This window comes from Caulobacter sp. GW821-FHT10C03, assembly GCF_059415485.1.
The window spans coordinates 364905-382013 of sequence record NZ_JBWKNI010000002.1 but is presented as its reverse complement, the minus strand read 5'-3'; the positions used below and the strand labels follow the sequence as shown (position 1 = coordinate 382013).

At 68.9% G+C, this 17109-nt stretch carries 15 protein-coding genes; 6 read left to right on the top strand and 9 right to left on the bottom strand.

Annotated elements, in window-relative coordinates; all coding sequences use genetic code 11:
• Positions 1-57: 57 nt before the first annotated feature.
• The 5 genes from AC07NG_RS03825 to phnC form a co-directional block, all read right to left on the bottom strand.
• On the bottom strand, positions 58-1317 hold the full coding sequence (locus AC07NG_RS03825; protein WP_494592294.1) for an OprO/OprP family phosphate-selective porin: 1260 nt from the start codon (positions 1315-1317) through the stop codon (positions 58-60).
• 221 nt (positions 1318-1538) lie between these two features.
• Entirely contained in the window at positions 1539-2531 is a 993-nt protein-coding gene (locus AC07NG_RS03820; RefSeq protein ID WP_494592292.1) for a polysaccharide deacetylase family protein, read from the bottom strand.
• Between the two features lie 43 nt (positions 2532-2574).
• Positions 2575-3393, bottom strand: coding sequence for a phosphonate ABC transporter, permease protein PhnE (phnE, locus tag AC07NG_RS03815; protein ID WP_492854263.1), 819 nt, complete (start codon positions 3391-3393; stop codon positions 2575-2577).
• 7 nt (positions 3394-3400) lie between these two features.
• Positions 3401-4411, bottom strand: coding sequence for a phosphate/phosphite/phosphonate ABC transporter substrate-binding protein (phnD, locus tag AC07NG_RS03810; protein ID WP_492854262.1), 1011 nt, complete (start codon positions 4409-4411; stop codon positions 3401-3403).
• On the bottom strand, positions 4408-5202 hold the full coding sequence (gene phnC / locus AC07NG_RS03805) for a phosphonate ABC transporter ATP-binding protein (protein ID WP_494592290.1): 795 nt from the start codon (positions 5200-5202) through the stop codon (positions 4408-4410). Before phnC ends, phnD begins: the two co-directional genes overlap by 4 nt.
• 262 nt (positions 5203-5464) lie before the next feature.
• Between phnC and AC07NG_RS03800 the strand changes: the two genes are divergently transcribed.
• The 6 genes from AC07NG_RS03800 (at position 5465) to AC07NG_RS03775 (ending at position 12723) form a co-directional block, all read left to right on the top strand.
• Entirely contained in the window at positions 5465-6724 is a 1260-nt protein-coding gene (locus AC07NG_RS03800) for a type III PLP-dependent enzyme (protein WP_487288984.1), read from the top strand.
• A gap of 238 nt (positions 6725-6962) precedes the next feature.
• Entirely contained in the window at positions 6963-8015 is a 1053-nt protein-coding gene (locus tag AC07NG_RS03795) for a 1,9-bis(guanidino)-5-aza-nonane synthase (RefSeq protein ID WP_110118635.1), read from the top strand.
• Positions 8016-8130: 115 nt separating this feature from the next.
• Positions 8131-8613, top strand: coding sequence for a Fur family transcriptional regulator (locus AC07NG_RS03790; RefSeq protein ID WP_110118636.1), 483 nt, complete (start codon positions 8131-8133; stop codon positions 8611-8613).
• Between the two features lie 70 nt (positions 8614-8683).
• Positions 8684-9631 carry a thioesterase family protein gene (locus tag AC07NG_RS03785; RefSeq protein WP_494592287.1) on the top strand — a complete coding sequence of 316 codons (948 nt, stop codon included), beginning with the start codon at positions 8684-8686 and terminating at the stop codon, positions 9629-9631.
• A gap of 15 nt (positions 9632-9646) precedes the next feature.
• Positions 9647-10258 (top strand): GyrI-like domain-containing protein, encoded by a 612-nt coding sequence (locus AC07NG_RS03780; protein WP_494592285.1) that lies wholly within the window; start codon positions 9647-9649, stop codon positions 10256-10258.
• A gap of 116 nt (positions 10259-10374) precedes the next feature.
• Positions 10375-12723, top strand: a complete 2349-nt coding sequence (locus tag AC07NG_RS03775) for a glycoside hydrolase family 95 protein (protein ID WP_494592283.1) — start codon at positions 10375-10377, stop codon at positions 12721-12723.
• Between the two features lie 522 nt (positions 12724-13245).
• On the opposite strand, the gene hisG is transcribed toward AC07NG_RS03775, so the two are convergent.
• The 4 genes from hisG to AC07NG_RS03755 form a co-directional block, all read right to left on the bottom strand.
• The gene (gene hisG / locus AC07NG_RS03770) at positions 13246-14214 is read right to left on the bottom strand and encodes an ATP phosphoribosyltransferase (protein WP_494592281.1); all 969 of its coding nucleotides are present in this window, start codon (positions 14212-14214) and stop codon (positions 13246-13248) included.
• Positions 14211-15383: an ATP phosphoribosyltransferase regulatory subunit gene (locus tag AC07NG_RS03765; protein WP_494592340.1), complete on the bottom strand. Its 1173-nt coding sequence runs from the start codon at positions 15381-15383 to the stop codon at positions 14211-14213. The genes hisG and AC07NG_RS03765 overlap by 4 nt, the downstream gene beginning before the upstream one ends.
• Positions 15349-16836 carry a histidine--tRNA ligase gene (gene hisS, locus AC07NG_RS03760; protein WP_494592279.1) on the bottom strand — a complete coding sequence of 496 codons (1488 nt, stop codon included), beginning with the start codon at positions 16834-16836 and terminating at the stop codon, positions 15349-15351. Before hisS ends, AC07NG_RS03765 begins: the two co-directional genes overlap by 35 nt.
• An 86-nt stretch (positions 16837-16922) precedes the next feature.
• Positions 16923-17060: a hypothetical protein gene (locus tag AC07NG_RS03755; RefSeq protein ID WP_494592277.1), complete on the bottom strand. Its 138-nt coding sequence runs from the start codon at positions 17058-17060 to the stop codon at positions 16923-16925.
• Positions 17061-17109 lie beyond the last annotated feature (49 nt).

The window sequence follows — 17109 nt, the reverse complement described above, 5'->3', positions numbered from 1 at the left end:
CTGAGAGGAAAAGGAAGTGTCCGGACGGGCGCGACGCCCGTCCGGCGGGGTCGGGCCTTAGAAGTCCAGCTGAGCGCGCAGCTGGAATTGCTTGATGGCGTAGTCTTGGTTGGCGCCGAAGTTATCGACGTCACCGTCCGTGTAGTTCGCCTGGAAGCGGACGTACGAGGTCGGGTAGTAGTTCACGCCCAGGGTGACGCCCGTGTACTTGCCGGCCTGCGAGGTGGCCGGCTTGGTCTTCAGGGTGTCGTAGGCGTCGGTGGTGTCGGCGAGGTCGTAGCGCAGGGCCAGCTCGACGCCGCCCCAGCCGCCGGCCGTGACCGGGTTGAGGATCTTCGGACGCTTGAACTCGCCGGCGGCCGCGTCGTAGTTGCGGATCTCGCCCGTCGGCCAGAAGGTGACGTAGGCGTAGCCGACCTTGACCTTCGGGTCGCCGCCGACAGCCGAACCGCCCACGCGGGTCACGTCGATCGACGAATATTCGCCCTGCACCGAGAACGGGCCGTGCACGTAGGCGCCTTCGACGGCCAGCGTGTTGTCGCGGTTGCCGATGGCGCCCGTGGTGTAGAAGGTGGTGCCGTTGGTGTAGGCGGTGTTGGTGCGGCCGGTGTAGGCGAAGGCGGTCTCGTCGCCGCGGTTGCGGTAACGGTACGACACGGCCAGGTGCAGCTTGTCGATGTCGGTGTTGATCGGGGCGTAGTGGAAGCGGCCGGTGACGGCGATGCGTTCCTTGGAGTCGGCGCCCGCGTTGGCGACGTCGGCGGTGTTGATGCTGTTGCCCTGCACCGCGCCGGTGAAGCTGTAGTTCAGGCCCTGGTACTTGGCCACGACGCCCAGCAGGTAGGAGTCGACGCCGAAGTCGCCGTACGGACCGCGGTCCATGAAGGTGGTGAAGCGGGTCGAGGTCAGGTTCTCGAGACCGGTCGCCTTGACGTTACCGAACAGCAGCGAGACTTGCTCGACCGGCTTGTACTCGATGACGACGTCGTCCCAGCTCCAGGCGCCGCCGTTCACCGCGCCGCCTTCGGCCTTGTAGGCGAAGTAGTTGTTCAGCTTGCCTTCGACGCCGAGGAAGACCTGGCGGCCGCGGACGTTGCGGGTGTCGAAGTCGCCGCCGGCGCCGTCGCGCTCGACGTCCTGGAACACGGCGTCGATCAGGATGCGGCCGCGGACCTTGAAGGCCACGTCGTCGTTCGAAAATTGCGGCGAGCCGCTCCACTTGACGCCCAGGTCCTGGGCTTGGGCCGCGACGCCGAGACCGAGCGCGAGCATCGCGCCGAGGGCCGAACCGGCGACCAGCGAGGTCTTGTTCCGCATCTGAGAATTCCCCTTGAGGCTTTCCCTGCGCCTCGCCCCCCTCTTAGGTGCGGGATCAGGATGAGAGGGCCTTTACGGACGGGGCATGACGGTTCCGACACCGATCTGTGACAGCCCGATGACACGTGTTTTCAAGGGGTTAATCTGTGTCGTGGGGGACACAGGGGGCGGACTGGAATTGTCCGCGTACGGCGGGGTGCGCGGAGCTCGGCAGTCGCCGCTCAGCCGGCTTCCGGCCCGCAGGGCGCGGCCGCGTCGGCGGCGTAGCGGGCCAGCCAGGGCGGCGGCTCGACTTCCTCCGCGCCGTTGACCTTCACGCCGCGCTCGCGCGCCCAGCGGTATCCCCACATCGGTCCAAAGCGCGACACGAAGGTCGGCCTGGCTGTGTAGGCCGGGTCGCTCTGGGCCTCGTCGAGCGTCACGAACCGGTAGCCGCGCGCCGCGTAGAGATCCAGCAGCTCGTCCAGCGTGTCGGCGTTGATGCGGTTCAGGTGCAGCAGGGCGATCTCGGGCGGCGCGTAACCCAGCACCTTGGCGTCCAGGCGGGCGTAGTAGTCGATCTGGATCGCCGAGTGCCGCAGATAGGCCTCGCGGATCCTACCGGCGCAGACCCCGCCGCCGCGTCCCTGGCCGGCCCGGAGAAGAGCGGCGCGATAGGCGGCTTCGAAGACATAGTCGGAGGTGTCGATCGTCGAGGCCGCGGCCGTGTAGCCCAATCGGTCGAGCAGCGCGGCGATCCCGTCGCGCTTCTCCGCGGTCTCGCCCGTGTGGTTCATCGGAAAGCGCATGAACCGCAGCGGCTTGCCCGCCTTGTCCATGAGCGGACGGATGGAGGCCTCGCCGCGCGTGATCTCCTGCTCGATCCCCGCCAGGTCGAGCGTGTTGGCGTCGGCGTGGGAGTAGCCATGATTGCCGAGCGAGAGATCGCCCCTGGTCCAGGCCGCCAGCACGGGCGCGGCCTTGTCGCCCAGGGCCTGCGCCGTCTGCTCGACGACGAAACCCGTCGCCGGCGCCGAGCGGCGCTTCAGGACCGCGCGGATACGGGCGTTGAGGCGCGCGACCTCGGCCGGCGACAGCGCCGCCTCGCCCGCGCCGATGGCGCCGGCATAGGGCAGATCGTCAAAGGTGATCGCAACGGCGGGACCGGGCGCGGCGGCCGCCGGACCGGCGAGCCAGACGGCGACCAGCGCCAGCGCGAGCGGAATGCGGATCATGACGCTCCCCGGATCGATGCGCCGAAGCCTCGCCCGCCTTCCGTCAGAGCAGCCGCGAGCGGATGGCCTGGGACAGCAGGTCGATCATCGACACGGCCACGACGATGACCAGCACGATGCAGCCGGTCTGGTCGAACTGGAAGGCGTTGATCGAGTCGATGAGGATGGCGCCGATGCCGCCGGCGCCGATCAGGCCCAGCACGGTGGCGGCGCGAGCGCTGCTTTCGAAGCGGTAGAGGGCGTAGCTGGTCCACAGCGGGGCCACCTGCGGGATCACGCCCCAGACGATCTCCTGCAGCTTGACGGCGCCGGTGGCGCGCACGCCCTCGACGGGACCCTTGTCGATCGACTCCACGGCTTCGGCGAACAGCTTGGCCAGCACGCCGCCGGTGTTGAACATGATCGCCATGACGCCGGCGAACGGGCCAAGGCCCACGGCGGTGATGAAGATCAGGGCCACGACCAGGTCGGGGATCGAGCGGATCAGGTCGAGCAGGCGGCGCACCGGCTGCTGGATCCACCACGGCGTGATGTTGCGCGCGCCGAGGATGCCCAGCGGGATGGCCACCAGCACCGCCAGGACCGTGCCCCACAGCGCCATCTGGATGGTTTCCCACATCTTGGCGATGAACAGGCCCCAGCTCATCGACATGAAGAGTTGGGGGTCCGTGAAGGCCGAGAAGAAGCCGCGAGCGAACTCGCTCATGCGGCTGGAGCCGCTGAACAGCTCGGGGAACTTGTCGATCTCGGCCGGCTTGAAGCTGATGATCAGCAGCAGCGCGACGCCGCCCCACAGCAGGGCGTCGAACGCCAGCGCCGTGGCGGAGCGCTTGGGCGGGGCCGGGATCGCGGCGTCGGTCATCGTGAGATCAGTTCGCGGCCGGGAGGCCGGCCTTGGCCTCGGCGGCCAGGCGCTGGGCCCGGATGTCGGCCAGGGCCTTCTCGGCGGCGGCCACCTTGGCCTTGTCGCCGCCTTCCTTGGCCAGACCCAGGCCCTCCAGGGCCTCCATCTCGCGGACGGTCAGCAGGTGGGTGTCGTCGGCCGGCTTGAAACCGCCGATCGACAGGCGCTTGAGGTTGTCGCGCTGCTTCTGGGCCTCGGGCGTGTCGCCCTGCGCATAGGTCAGGAAGAACTGGCGCAGCTTTTCCTTCACGACCGGGTCGAGGTCCTTGCGCCAGATGATCGGATCTTCCGGCAGGGTCGGCGACTCCCAGATCACCTTGACCCGATCGGCCTGGCCGTCCTTGCGGTCGGCGTTGAGGCGCAGGCTGGTGGTGTTGTTGGTGGCCGCGTCGAGCTTGCCGTTGGCCACGGCGAACAGGTTGGCCTGGTGGTTGCCGGTCAGCACGGTCTTGAAGCAGGTCTCGGGCTTCTTGCCGGCCGGGATGAAGACGTAGGTCATCGGGGCCAGGGTGCCGGAGGTCGACTTCTTGTCGCCGATGCCGAAGTTCAGCGACTTGTCGCACTTCAGGAGCTGCTCGAGGGTCAGCTTGCTGTCCTTCGGCACGATGATCACCGACTTGTAGCCGTCGACGCCCGAGGGATCGAAGGTGCGGGCGAAGACCTCGCCGTTCGAGCGGCGCACGGCCTCCAGGCCCGACTGGTTGGAGAACCAGCCCAGGTCCGTCTGCTTGGCGCCCATGGCCACGATCAGCGACGAGTAGTTGGACGAGAAGAACGGCTTCACCTTGAGGCCGGTCTGCTTTTCCATGTCGGCCAGGATCGGACCCCAGTAGCTTTCCATGTTCTGGGCGGACTCGGTCGACAGGATCGAGAAGGTCACCGTGTCGGTCGCCTTGGGGGCCTCGGACGGGCCCGAGCAGGCGGCGAGCGCCAGCGCGGAGAGCGTGAGGCCGGCGATCAGGCTGCGGCGGATCATTGCGGGGCTCCTTCCCAGAACACGTCCTCGAATTCCGGGCCGTAGATGTCGATGAGCTTGTCACGGTCCAGCGCGTCGGCCGGACCGTCGTAGACCTTCTGCCCGGCCTTCAGGGCCACGACCCGGTCGCAATAGCGCAGGGCGTAGTCCACCTGGTGCAGGGTGACGATGACCGTCAGGCCGTCGCTGGCGTTCAGGTCACGGAGGATCTCCATGACCTTGCGGGCCGAAACCGGATCGAGCGAGGCGACCGGTTCGTCGGCGAGGATGATCTTGGCCTTCTGGACCAGGGCGCGGGCGATGGCGCCGCGCTGCTGCTGGCCGCCCGAAAGCGTGTTGGCGCGCTGGCCGGCGTAGTCGGAGATGCCGACGCGGTGCAGGGCGGCCATGGCCGCCTCGCGCGTTTCCCTGGGCCACCAGCCCAGCAGGCCGCGGACCAGCGGGATGCGGCCCAGCGAGCCGAGCGCGACGTTGCTGAACAACGACAGCCGGCCGACGAGGTTGAACTGCTGGGCGATGAAGCCGATGCGGATGCGCGCCTTGCGCACCTGGTCCTCGACGCGGCCCCTGGCCTGCACGGGACCACCGAAGGCCGTGATCGCCCCGTTCCCGTCATCGATGGTCTGCAGACCGTCGATCGAGCGCAGCAGGGTGGATTTTCCGGAGCCGGACGGACCGATGAGCGCGATCATCTCGCCCCGCGCGACGTCGAGCGAAACGGCGTTCAGGGCCTTCCGCGACCCGAAGGTCTTGGAGACGGAACGGATCGAGAGAACTGGGTCCGACGTCATGGTCGGGACGAATCCTTAACGTGGTTTCCGACGCGGGCAAATCCGTTCCCTGCTTTGCGTGCGCCGCGCAACGGATTTGTGACATGCGGTGGATCAATTCGCCCCCCGAGGCGGCGGGGGGCGGTCGGGGAACGGTCGGTTCAAAAGGGACTTTACATCCCTGTCCATTGCCCCTATCTCGCTCGGCTCCGGCGGACCCGAAGTCCTCTAAAGCGCTGCTAACGCCGGCCTGGGTTTAACTTCCAACAGGGGGTTACGTGCATTGTCCACGTACCACACGCCCCTGGACCTGGTCCGCGAGCGGTCACCGGAACGTCCTGTCGCACTCGTGCGACCGGACGCGGTGTCGGTAGCGGCGCGCTGGTTCCAGTCTGAATTCAAAGGCGATGTTTTCTACGCGGTGAAGGCGAACCCTTCCCCGTGGGTGATCCGCGAACTGGTTACGGCCGGCGTGCGATCGTTCGACGTCGCTTCCGTGGCCGAGATCGAACTGGTGGCCGAACACGCCCCCGGCTCGCGCATGGCCTTCATGCACCCGGTCAAGAGCCGGCGCGCCATCTCGGCCGCCTATTTCGACCACGGGGTGCGCACCTTCTCGTTCGATACGCACGAGGAGCTGGCCAAGATCATCGACTCGACCGGCCAGGCCAAGGACCTGAACCTGATCGTCCGCATGGGCGTGCAGGCCGAAGGCGCGGCCTATTCGCTGTCGGGCAAGTTCGGCGTCGACCTGCATACGGCCCCGCCCCTGCTGCTGGCCGCCCGCCGGTCCACCCAGGACCTGATGGGCGTCAGCTTCCACGTCGGCAGCCAGTGCATGCGCCCCACCGCCTACCAGGCGGCGATGGCCCAGGCCTCGCGGGCGCTGGTGCGCGCCGGCGTGCTGGCCGACGTCGTCGACGTGGGCGGCGGTTTCCCGTCGATCTATCCGGGCATGGTCCCGCCGGATCTGTCAGAATACCTGGCCGCCATCGACCGCGGCTTCGCCGAGATGATGGTCCACGAGACCACGCAGCTGTGGTGCGAGCCGGGCCGCGCCCTGTGCGCCGAGGCCTCGTCGCTGCTGGTCAAGGTCGAGCTGAAGAAGGGCGACGCGCTCTATCTGAACGACGGGTCGTACGGCTCGCTGTTCGACGCGGCGCACATGAAGTGGCCCTTCCCGGTGAAGCTGTACCGCAAGAACGGCGAAGTGGTGGAAGAGGGCCTCAAGCCCTTCCGCTTCTACGGCCCGACCTGCGACAGCGTCGACCACATGCCCGGCCCGTTCTGGCTGCCGGAAAGCGTGGACGAAGGCGACTACATCGAGATCGGCATGCTGGGCGCCTATGGCGTCGCGATGTCGACCCGCTTCAACGGTTTCGGCGAAACCGACACCGTGGAAGTGCAGGACGCCCCAATGGCTTCGATGTACGGCCTGGCCAAGCGCTCGATCCCGATGGTCCGCACCGAGACCGAGGAACGCAAGGTCGTTCGCTTCTCGCGTCCGAAGGGCGCGGCCGGCAAGCGCAAGCGCCGTCGCTGATTTGACGTCTTAGGCGTTTAGTTCTCTCAAACGCCGTGCTGACCCCCTCCGGCCCTCTGGGCCACCTCCCCCAGAGGGGGAGGATTTGGAGCGCCAAGATGCTCCCCCTCTGGGGGAGCTGTCGCGGAGCGACTGAGGGGGCCAGCGCGGCGCAAAACCTGTTTCCCCCGTCGGTCGCTCCGTCCCGGCGAAGGGTTCCTATCAACGACGGGCGTCCAAAGTCAGGGAAACCGAAGCGATGAACGCTCCCGTTCCGAACAACCAAAAGGCCGAGCTCCTCCAGAACGTGGTCGAGCACGTCGACATCACGTCGTACGACGCCCGTCCGATCATCGACGCCATGCGCAAGATGTCGTTCAGCTCGCGCGACACCGCCCGCGCGGCCGACATCTTCAACATGGCCCTGGCCGACAAGGGCTGCTCGACCTGGCTGATCCTGGCCGGTTCGACCTCGGCCGGCGGCTGCATGCACGTCTACCGCGACATGGTGAAGAACGGCATGATCGACGCCGTGGTCGCCACCGGCGCCTCGATCGTCGACATGGACTTCTTCGAAGCCCTCGGCTTCAAGCACTACCAGGCCGCCGGCCCGGTCGACGACAACGTGCTGCGCGACAACTACATCGACCGCATCTACGACACCTATATCGACGAAGAAGAACTGCAGGCCTGCGACCACACGATCCTCGAGATCTGCAACCGCCTGGAGCCGCGCGGCTATTCCTCGCGCGAGTTCATCTGGGAGATGGGCAAGTGGCTGTCGGAAGGCAACGCCAAGAAGGAAGGCAGCCTGATCCAGACCGCCTACGAAGAAGGCGTGCCGATCTTCTGCCCGGCCTTCGTCGACAGCTCGGCGGGCTTCGGCCTGGTCAAGCACCAGAAGGAAAAGATCGCCGAGAAGGCGCCCTACCTGATGATCGACGCCGTGGCCGACTTCCGTGAACTGACCGACGTCAAGATCGCGGCCGGCACCACGGGCCTGTTCATGGTCGGCGGCGGCGTGCCGAAGAACTTCGCCCAGGACACCGTCGTCTGCGCCGAGATCCTCGGCGTCGAAGCCGACATGCACAAGTACGCCATCCAGATCACGGTGGCCGACGTGCGCGACGGCGCCTGCTCGTCCTCGACCCTCAAGGAAGCCGCCTCGTGGGGCAAGGTCTCGACCACCTACGAACAGATGGTCTTCGCCGAAGCCACCACCGTGGTGCCGCTGATCGCCAGCGACGCCTACCACCGCGAAGCCTGGAAGGGCCGCGAGAAGCCGCGCTGGAACAAACTGTTCGGCAAGTAAGCCGTTTGGTTTGACGTGATGAACGAGGCCCTCGGAGCGACCGCTCCGGGGGCCTTTTTCTTTGGCCGGGCCGTCGCCCTTGCACGCGCCCCGGCCCGGCTTTACCTGATAGGGCATGGCCCATAACGCGTGCGACCACGACCATCATCACCACGGCGTCGCCGGCGACGCGCTGGCGTCCGAACTGGCGGCCGCCGAGGCGCGCTGCCAGGCGTCCGACCAGCGCCTGACCGCGCCGCGCCGCCGGGTGCTGGAGCTGCTGCTGGAAGCCGGCCAGCCGGTGAAGGCCTACGACCTGATCTCCAGCTTCGCCGTCGACGGCCCGCCGGCCAAGCCGCCGACCGTCTATCGGGCGCTGGAGTTCCTGGAAAAGCAGGGCTTCGCCCACCGCATCGAGAGCCTCAACTCCTATGTCGCCTGCCGACGCGAGGCCGACGGGCATGCCGCAGCCTTCCTGATCTGCGACTGCTGCGGCGCGACCCGCGAGTTCGAGCCGGCGGCCACGGCCGACATCATCGCGGCGGGCTCGGCGGCCGGCTACGCCCTGACCGGCGTGACGATCGAGGCGCACGGCAAGTGCGCGGACTGTAGGGAATAGGCTTCGGCCTTCCACGATTGCGGCGGCGCGGAAAAGCCGTCTAGGCTGACCTCGAATTGAGGGAATCCGCATGACCACCGCCCCAGATCTGCCAGGCGTCGAGATCTGGCGCGGCGGCGTCAACACCTGGGACTGCGACGAGATGGGGCACATGAACGTGCGCTTCTACGTCGTCCGGGCGATGGAGGGCCTCGTGGAACTGGCGGCCGAGATGGGCCTGCCGCACGCCTTCTCCCCGCACGCCAACGCCACCCTGGTGGTCCGCGAGCACCACATCCGGTTCCTCAAGGAAGCCCACGCCGGCGCGCCGCTGCACATGCTGGGCGGGGTGATCGAGATCGGCGAGACCGAGGCCAAGCTGCTGCAGTTGCTGGTCCATTCGGCCACCGGCGAGTTGGCGGCCACCTTCCAGACCACGGTGGCCCACGTCACCCCGCGCGAGGGCGAGGCCTTCCCCTGGCCGTCGATCGTCCGTGAACGGGCCAAGGCCCTGGCGGTCGAGGTTCCCGAGCGCGCCCGTGCCCGCAGCGTCGACCTGTCGCCGGTCGTCTCGCAGGCGAGCCTGGCCCGCGCCAACGACCTTGGCCTGACCCGCATCAGCCTCGGCGCCCTGACGACCGGCGAGGTCGACGCCTTCGGACGGATGCGGGCCGAACAGTTCATCGGCCGGGTCTCCGACGGCATCGGGGCCTTCATCGCTCCCCTGCGCGACATCGTCGCCGAGGCGGCGGAGGCCGCGCCCGGCCGGGTCGGCGGGGCGGTGCTGGAATACCGGATTGTCTATCGGGCCTGGCCGCGCCTGGGCGACCGGCTGGAGGTGCGCTCGGGCCTGATGGGCGCCGACGGCCGCGTCCTGCGCTGCGCCCACTGGCTGCTCGATCCCGCCACCGGCGCGGCCTGGGCCACCTCGACCGTCAGCGCCATCACCTTCGACCTCGACGCCCGCAAGGCGGTGGGGATCTCGGCGAAGGCGGCCGAGCGGCTGAAGCCGGAGACGGTGGAGGGGCTGGGGCTCTAGCGCCCCGATGGGCCCATGGAAAAGCTGGATCTGAAGAAGACGCGCAAGGCGCTGTTCACCGCGTCCCTCGGCCGCTTCGAGACGATCGAGGCGCCGCCGGTCTCCTACCTGATGGTCGACGGCCACGGCGATCCGAACACCGTCCCGGCCTACCGGCTCGCCGTCGAAAGCCTCTATGCGACCGCCTATACGATCAAGTTCGCCCACAAGGCCGACGGCCGCGACTTCGTCGTCGCGCCGCTGGAGGGCCTGTGGTCGGCGCCCGATCCTGAAAGCTTCACCGCCCGGCGCAAGCACGAGTGGGACTGGACGATGATGATCATGGTCCCCGACCACGTAGACGAGGCGACCTTCCAGTCGGCCCGCGCCAAGGCCGCCAGGAAGCTCGGCGCCGTCTCGGAAAGCCTGCGGCTCGAGCGTCTGGAGGAGGGTCTCTGCCTCCAGGCCCTGCACATCGGATCCTATGACGACGAGGGTCCGCTGCTGGCCAGGCTGCACGACGAGATCATGCCCGCCGGCGGCTACGCCTTCGCGGGCCGGCACCACGAGGTCTATCTGGGCGACCCGCGCAAGGTCGCCCCCGAGAAGCTCCGAACCCTTCTGCGGCAACCCGTGCGGCGGATCTGACAGCGCGGTCAGCGAAAATGTCCCCCGGTGTCATCTTGTAATGTTAGCGCTCCCATGAGTTGATGCCCGCGAAGCGCCGGACACAGGCGCGCGCCTTGGGAAGGGACCGACGCTCCATGCAGCTCAACCGACGCCACGCCCTGCTGGGCGGCTCCGCGACCGCGATCCTAGCCGGCGAGGCCCTCGCGACGCCGCTGCCTCCGGCTCCCGCCGGCGACCTGAAACTCTGGTACCGCCAGCCGGCCAAGGAATGGGTCGAGGCCCTGCCGGTCGGGTCCGGACGCCTGGGCGGCATGGTGTTCGGTGGCGTGGCCAGGGAGCGCATCCAGCTCAACGAGAACACCCTGTGGGGCGGCGGGCCCTATGACCCGGTGAACCCCGAGGCGGCCGGCGCCCTGCCGCAGATCCGCCGCCTGATCGAGGTCGGCGACTACGCGGCGGCCACGGACCTGGCCAACGCCAAGTTCATGGCCACGCCCCTGCGGCAGCAGCCCTACAACACCCTCGGCGACCTGGTCCTCACCTTCCCCGGCCTGCCGGAGACCGCCGACGCCTATCTGCGCGACCTCGATCTGGACGCCGCCACCGCCCGCACCCGCTTCGCCCACGACGGCGTCGCCTATGGCCGCGAGGTGATCGCCAGCGCGCCTGACCGGGTGATCGCCATTCGCCTGACCGCTGACAGGCGCGGCGCCATCGCCCTGGACCTGTCCTTCGACAGTCCGCTGAAGCCGACGGTGACCGTCGAGGGCGGCGACACCCTGGTGCTGTCGGGCCGCAACGGCGCGCACTTCGGCATCCAGGGCGCGCTGAAGGTCGACTGCCGGGTCAAGGTGGTGGCCAGGGGCGGCAAGGTCTCGGCAGGCGACAAGGCCGTGTCGGTGCGCGGCGCCGACGAGGTGCTGCTGCTGGTCGCCGCGGCCACCAGCTACCGCCGCTTCGACGACGTCTCCGGCGATCCGGTGGCGACCAACAAGGCGGTGCTGGCCAAGGCGGCCCGCAAGCCGTGGACGGCCCTGCTGGCCGACCACCGCGCCGACCACCGCCGGCTGTTCCGCGCTGTCTCGGTGGACTTCGGGACCACGGCCGCCGCCGCCCGCCCTACCGACGAGCGCATCAAGGCCTCGCCGACCACGGACGATCCGGCCCTGGCGGCGCTCTATTACCAGTACGGCCGCTACCTCTTGATCGCCTGCTCGCGCCCCGGCGGCCAGCCGGCCAACCTGCAGGGCATCTGGAACGACAAGATGAGCCCGCCCTGGGGCGGCAAATACACGATCAACATCAACACCGAGATGAACTACTGGCCGGCCGAGCCGACGGGTCTGTCCGAGTGCGTCGCGCCCCTGGTGGCGATGGTGCGGGAGATGGCGATCACCGGCGCCCGCACGGCCAAGGGCATGTACGGCGCGCGCGGCTGGGTGGCCCACCACAACACCGATCTCTGGAGGGCGACGGCCCCGATCGACGGCGCCAAGTTCGGCGTCTGGCCCACCGGCGGCGCCTGGCTGTGCAAGCACCTGTGGGACCACTACGACTACGGCCGTGATGCGGCCTATCTGGCCACGGTCTATCCGACCCTGAAGGGCGCGGCCCTGTTCTTCGTCGACGCCCTGGTGGTCGATCCCAAGAGCGGAAAACTGGTGACCAGCCCGTCGATCTCGCCGGAGAACGACCACGGCCACGGCTCGTCGATCGTCGCCGGACCGACCATGGACCAGGCGATCGTCCGCGACCTGTTCAGCGCCTGCATCGACGCAGCCAAGGTCCTGGGCGTCGACGCGGCCCAGGCCGCCGAGTTCGCCGCCGCCCGCGACCGCCTGGCGCCCTACAAGATCGGCAAGGACGGCCAGCTGCAGGAGTGGCAGGAGGACTGGGACGCCGACGCCAAGGACATCCATCACCGCCACGTCTCGCACCTCTACGGCCTGTTCCCGTCGGACCAGATCAGCCTCGACACCACGCCCGACCTGGCGGCGGCGTGCCGCAAGACCCTGGAGACGCGCGGCGACCTTTCGACCGGCTGGGCCATCGCCTGGCGGCTGAACCTGTGGGCGCGGCTGGGCCAGGGCGACCACGCCCACAGGATCCTGAAGCTGCTGCTCGGCCCCGAGCGCACCTATCCCAACATGTTCGACGCCCACCCGCCGTTCCAGATCGACGGCAATTTCGGCGGAACCTCGGGCATGACCGAGATGGTCCTGCAAAGCCGCAACGGCGCGATCCACCTGCTGCCCGCTCTGCCCTCGGCCTGGCCGACGGGGCATATGACGGGCCTGAAGGCGCGCGGGGCGGTCGGCGTCGACGTGCGCTGGCGCGACGGGCGGCTGGAAAGCGCGAGGATCACGGCGGCCAAGGCGGGCAGGCACGTGGTGAAGCTGGGCGGGGAGAGCGTGGAGTTGTCGCTGCGGGCCGGCGAGACGGCGACGCTGGGGCTGAAGGACGGGCGGTTGGCGCGGGTTTGATCCTTCTCCCCTTGCGGGAGAAGGTGTCATCCGAAGGATGACGGATGAGGGGTCTCTCAAACGCAAAACGCCGCGACAGCTGAACAGCCGTCGCGGCGTTTCTGTTCGTGCAGCCCCTCACCCGACCCCGCTCCGCGGGGCCACCCTCTCCCGCAAGGGGAGAGGGAAAACATTAACGCTCAAGCTAAAACGCTTGTTCGCCGTTTTTGACTCTTTTGTCGAAAATGGAAAGCAGGGCCCAGATACACCAAGGCCCGCCGCGGGGGATAATCGCGGCGGGCCTGGCTATTTCTCGATCATTCGATCTAGGCGGGCGTTTCCTCCCCGAAACGCCGAAGAGAGGGGGTTCTCTGTGGACCCGTTTCTCTCTTGCCCAGTCAGAAAACGGCAAAACCGAGATCGTGTCAACGGCAACGATCTAGATTCCACAAGGGTTTCGACGTTTTTTTGACATCAGACCCGTAGTTTGGACGCCGAAGTCAAACTAATCACCGTTTGGTTCGGTAATTTTTGACATACTAGTCAAATATCAACCACCAGGCGACCCTTCAGCGTCTCCAGCACCGCCGAGCGGGATTCGAACACGTAGTCGGGACGCGACACGGTTACCGGCTCGACGCCCGCCTGAGCGAGGGCGGCGGCGGCGGCGAAGAGGTCGCCGGTCGCCAGCAGGGCGCCGTTGGCCCGGCGCGAGCCGCCGGCCTCGACGAACGGCGCGACGGCCGCCTGTCCGGCGACGTCCTGTTCGGCCGGCCACACCAGGGTGGCCAGGGTGCGGGCCCGGCCCTTGGCCTCGACCACCGACAGCAGACGGGCCAGACAGTCGAGCTGGCCTTCCGTCCACGGCGTGACCAGCGAGGCGGTCAGCTGGGCCTGGCTCTTGAGGATGACGCCGTCGGACAGCACCTTCAGGCCGTTGGCGGCCAGGGTGGCGCCGGTGGTGGTGATGTCGACCACCAGCTCGGCCGCGCCGGCGGCGGGCGCGCCCTCGGTGGCGCCGCTGCTCTCGACGATGCGGTAGTCGGCGACGCCGTGCTTGGCGAAGAAGGCCCGGGTCTGGGTGACGTACTTGGTGGCCACCCGCAGGCGCCGGCCGGTCTTGGCCAGGTGCAGGTGCCCGACCTCGTCGATGTCGGCCATGGTGTCGACGTCTAGCCAGCTCTTGGGCGCGGTCACCACCAGGTCGGCGCGGCCAAAGCCCAGGGCGCGCAGCAGCATCACCCGGCTGTCCATGTCGTCGCCGCGCTCACGCAGCAGATCCTCGCCGGTGACGCCGAGATGCAGGTCGCCGCTGTCGAGGCCGGCGGCGATGTCGCCCGCGGACAGCAGGCGCACCGAGACGCCGGGCAGGCCCGACAGTTCGGCCGAATAGCCGCGCGCGCCGCCGGTCATCTCGACGCGGAAGCCGCACTCGGCCAGCCAGGCCTCGACCTGTTCCTTCAGGCGCCCCTTGGAGGGGATGGCGAAGATCATCGGGGTGTCGGTGGTCATTCGCCGCCTCCGGCATAGGCGCGGGCCGGGCGCACCATGCAGCCGACAGCCCCGGTTTTCGTTTCGGCCCCGAGCCTTGCCGGCAGACCGTCATAACGGCCGCCGGCGGCGACCGGGCGTTCCTCGCCGAGAGCGGCGCTGCGCACCTCGAACAGGTAGCCGTCGTAATAGCCGAAGGCCCGCCCGAAGGCGGCGTTCAGCACCAGGCGCTCGGCGGGAACGTCGCGAGCGACCATGCCAGCCAGGCGCTTGCGCCAGCCTTCGATGGCCGCGTCGAGCGGCGCGCGGTTGGGACCGGCCAGGGCCTGGATGGCGTCCAGCGCGGCGTCCGGCGCATCACCGACGGCCAGGAAGGCGCGGACCTTGTCGGCTTCCGCCGGCGACAGGCGGCCGGCCTTCACCACCTCGGCCTTCTCGACCAGGCGATGGGCGATCTCGGCGGGGCGACGGCCGCCGACCGGCTCGATGCCGGCCAGGGACCACAGCTCCTGCAGAACGGCGGCGGCCTCGGCTTCGGGCAGACCGGCCAGCAGGGCCGCGATGCGGCTGCGTTCGCTGCTCCCCCCGGGGGCGGCCTCGCCCTCGAGTTCGGCCTTCAGCTGGCGCGGACGCGAGAAGGTGCGCTTCAGCCGCGCGCCCAGCGGCGGGGTCAAATCGAGGCTGTCGACGAAAGCGGCGAAGAGGCCGACGTCGCCCAGCAGCAGGGTCAGGTCGTCGCGACCGCCGGCCGAGGCGCCGGCCCAGGCCAGGGCGGCAATCTCGGCGTCGGCGGCCACGGGATCGGCGGCCTCGAAGGCCTCGACGCCGATCTGGAGGAACTCCTCGGCCCGGTCGCTGCCGCGCGGGGCGACGCGGAAGGCCTTGCCTTCATAGAGGTAGCGGCCGGCCTCGACGCCCGAAGCCAGGTGCTGGCGGGCGACGGCGACGGTGAAGTCCGGACGCAGGCAGGCCTCGTCGCCGCCGTCGCCGGAGACGACGAACAGCCGCGAGCGCATGGCCTCGCCGGCCAAGTCCAGCAGCAGGCCCAGGGGCTGCAACACCGGGGCGTCGGTCGGGACGGCCCCGGCCGACAGGAACGGAGCGCGGATGGCGTCGAGCGCCTCCGCCGGGATGGAACGCTCTAGCCTCAACGGATCAGCCCCCGATGATCTTCTTGACGGCGGCGACAAGGTCGCCACGCGGAATGGTCTGCTGGCCGGGCCGCTCGGCCTTCCAGGCGGCGTTGTCGGCGACGCCCGAGGCCAGCTCGCGGCCCAGGTCCAGGTCCTTGATCGTCACCGTGCCGGCGGCGATCTCGTCGCCGCCCAGCATGATGGCGGCCGGCGACAGGCGACGGTCGGCGTACTTCATCTGCGGACGCATGCCCGAGGTGCCGAGATAGACCTCGGCCGGGATCCCCGCCGCGCGCAGCTGGCCGGCGACGGCGAAATATTCGCCCATGTGCGCCTGGTCGAAATTGATGATCACGACCGGACCGCGCGCCGCGCTGGCCGGCTCGCGACCGGCCGCTCGCAGGGCCGCCGCCAGGCGCGAGACGCCGAACGAAAAGCCCGTGGCCGGCACCGGCTGGCCGGTGAAGCGGGCCACCAGATCGTCGTAGCGGCCACCGCCGCCGATCGAGCCGAACGAAATCTTGTTACCCTTCTCGTCGGTGGTGCTGAGCAGCAGCTCGGCCTCGAACACCGCGCCGGTGTAGTATTCCAGGCCGCGCACGATCGACGGGTCGATGATCGCCTGGTCGTCGGCGACGCCCAGGCTGGTCAGGGCCGCGTCGATCTTGGCCAGCTCTTCCAGGCCCTCGTCGCCCTCGGCCGAACCGGCGACGACCTTGGCGATGTTGTTGAGCGTCGCGCTGCGACCACCCACCCCCGCCTGGACGAAATCCAGCACCGAGTCGATCGCCTTGCCGGCCAGGCCCGCGCCCTTGGTGAAGTCGCCGCTGTCGTCCAGGCGGCCTTCGCCCAGCAGCAGGCGCACGCCCTCGACGCCCAGGCGGTCCAGCTTGTCGACCGCGCGCAGCACGGCCAGCTTCTGGCCTTCGCTAGTCGCGCCGGCGCCGGTCAGCAGGCCGTTGAGGAGCTTGCGGTTGTTGATCTTCAGCACCGCCGCGCCGCGCGGCAGGCCGGCGGCCTCCAGGCCCTCGACGGCCATGGCGATGATCTCGGCGTCGGCTTCCGGGCGGGCCGAACCGACGGTGTCGGCGTCGCACTGGATGAACTGGCGGAAGCGGCCGGGGCCGGGCTTTTCATTGCGCCACACCGGACCGAAGGCGTAGCGGCGGAACGGCTTGGGCAGGGTTTCCCAGTTCTGGGCGGCGAAGCGGGCCAGCGGCGCGGTCAGGTCGTAGCGCAGCGCCATCCACTGGTCGTCGTCGTCCTGCAGGGCGAAGACGCCTTCGTTCGGGCGGTCGCTGTCGGGCAGGAACTTGCCAAGCGCGTCGGCATATTCGAAGGCCCCGGTGTCGAGCGCCTCGAAGCCGTAGCGCTCATAGACGGCCGAAACGGCCTCGAGGATCGACTTCTCGGCGCGCAGGTCGCGGGCGCGCTTGTCGGTGAAGCCGCGGGGAGCGCGGGCCTCGGGGCGGAAGTCTTGGGTCTTGGCGTCGTCGGCGGCGTCGGTCATCGTCGGTCCTTAGAAATCTCTAGGCTTCGACGGATGGCGCTTAGCAAGCCCCATCCGCTAGGCGGGGCTCTGGCTGGGTGCGCTGGTTAGAGCGTGCGGACCCGGCCGATCCCGCGAGGCGAGGTCGGATGGTGGTGGTGGCCGTGGTGGTGCGGCGTGCGGGTCATCGCGGCGGCGTATAGCGCAGGCTCGCGGCGGTGACCAGCCGGCATCGACTCGGTCACCGCATCTCACAATACGGGATGTCATCCACAATTGTGAGATCGACTTGAC

What these genes read in the sequence shown, in the direction of transcription:
- AC07NG_RS03795 (WP_110118635.1), top strand. Translation starts at nt 6,963, where the DNA reads ATGAACGCTCCCGTTCCGAACAACCAAAAGGCCGAGCTCCTCCAGAAC.
- phnC (WP_494592290.1), bottom strand. Translation starts at nt 5,202, where the DNA reads ATGACGTCGGACCCAGTTCTCTCGATCCGTTCCGTCTCCAAGACCTTC.
- AC07NG_RS03790 (WP_110118636.1), top strand. Translation starts at nt 8,131, where the DNA reads ATGGCCCATAACGCGTGCGACCACGACCATCATCACCACGGCGTCGCC.
- AC07NG_RS03785 (WP_494592287.1), top strand. Translation starts at nt 8,684, where the DNA reads ATGACCACCGCCCCAGATCTGCCAGGCGTCGAGATCTGGCGCGGCGGC.
- AC07NG_RS03775 (WP_494592283.1), top strand. Translation starts at nt 10,375, where the DNA reads ATGCAGCTCAACCGACGCCACGCCCTGCTGGGCGGCTCCGCGACCGCG.
- AC07NG_RS03780 (WP_494592285.1), top strand. Translation starts at nt 9,647, where the DNA reads ATGGAAAAGCTGGATCTGAAGAAGACGCGCAAGGCGCTGTTCACCGCG.
- phnD (WP_492854262.1), bottom strand. Translation starts at nt 4,411, where the DNA reads ATGATCCGCCGCAGCCTGATCGCCGGCCTCACGCTCTCCGCGCTGGCG.
- AC07NG_RS03820 (WP_494592292.1), bottom strand. Translation starts at nt 2,531, where the DNA reads ATGATCCGCATTCCGCTCGCGCTGGCGCTGGTCGCCGTCTGGCTCGCC.
- AC07NG_RS03825 (WP_494592294.1), bottom strand. Translation starts at nt 1,317, where the DNA reads ATGCGGAACAAGACCTCGCTGGTCGCCGGTTCGGCCCTCGGCGCGATG.
- hisS (WP_494592279.1), bottom strand. Translation starts at nt 16,836, where the DNA reads ATGACCGACGCCGCCGACGACGCCAAGACCCAAGACTTCCGCCCCGAG.
- hisG (WP_494592281.1), bottom strand. Translation starts at nt 14,214, where the DNA reads ATGACCACCGACACCCCGATGATCTTCGCCATCCCCTCCAAGGGGCGC.
- phnE (WP_492854263.1), bottom strand. Translation starts at nt 3,393, where the DNA reads ATGACCGACGCCGCGATCCCGGCCCCGCCCAAGCGCTCCGCCACGGCG.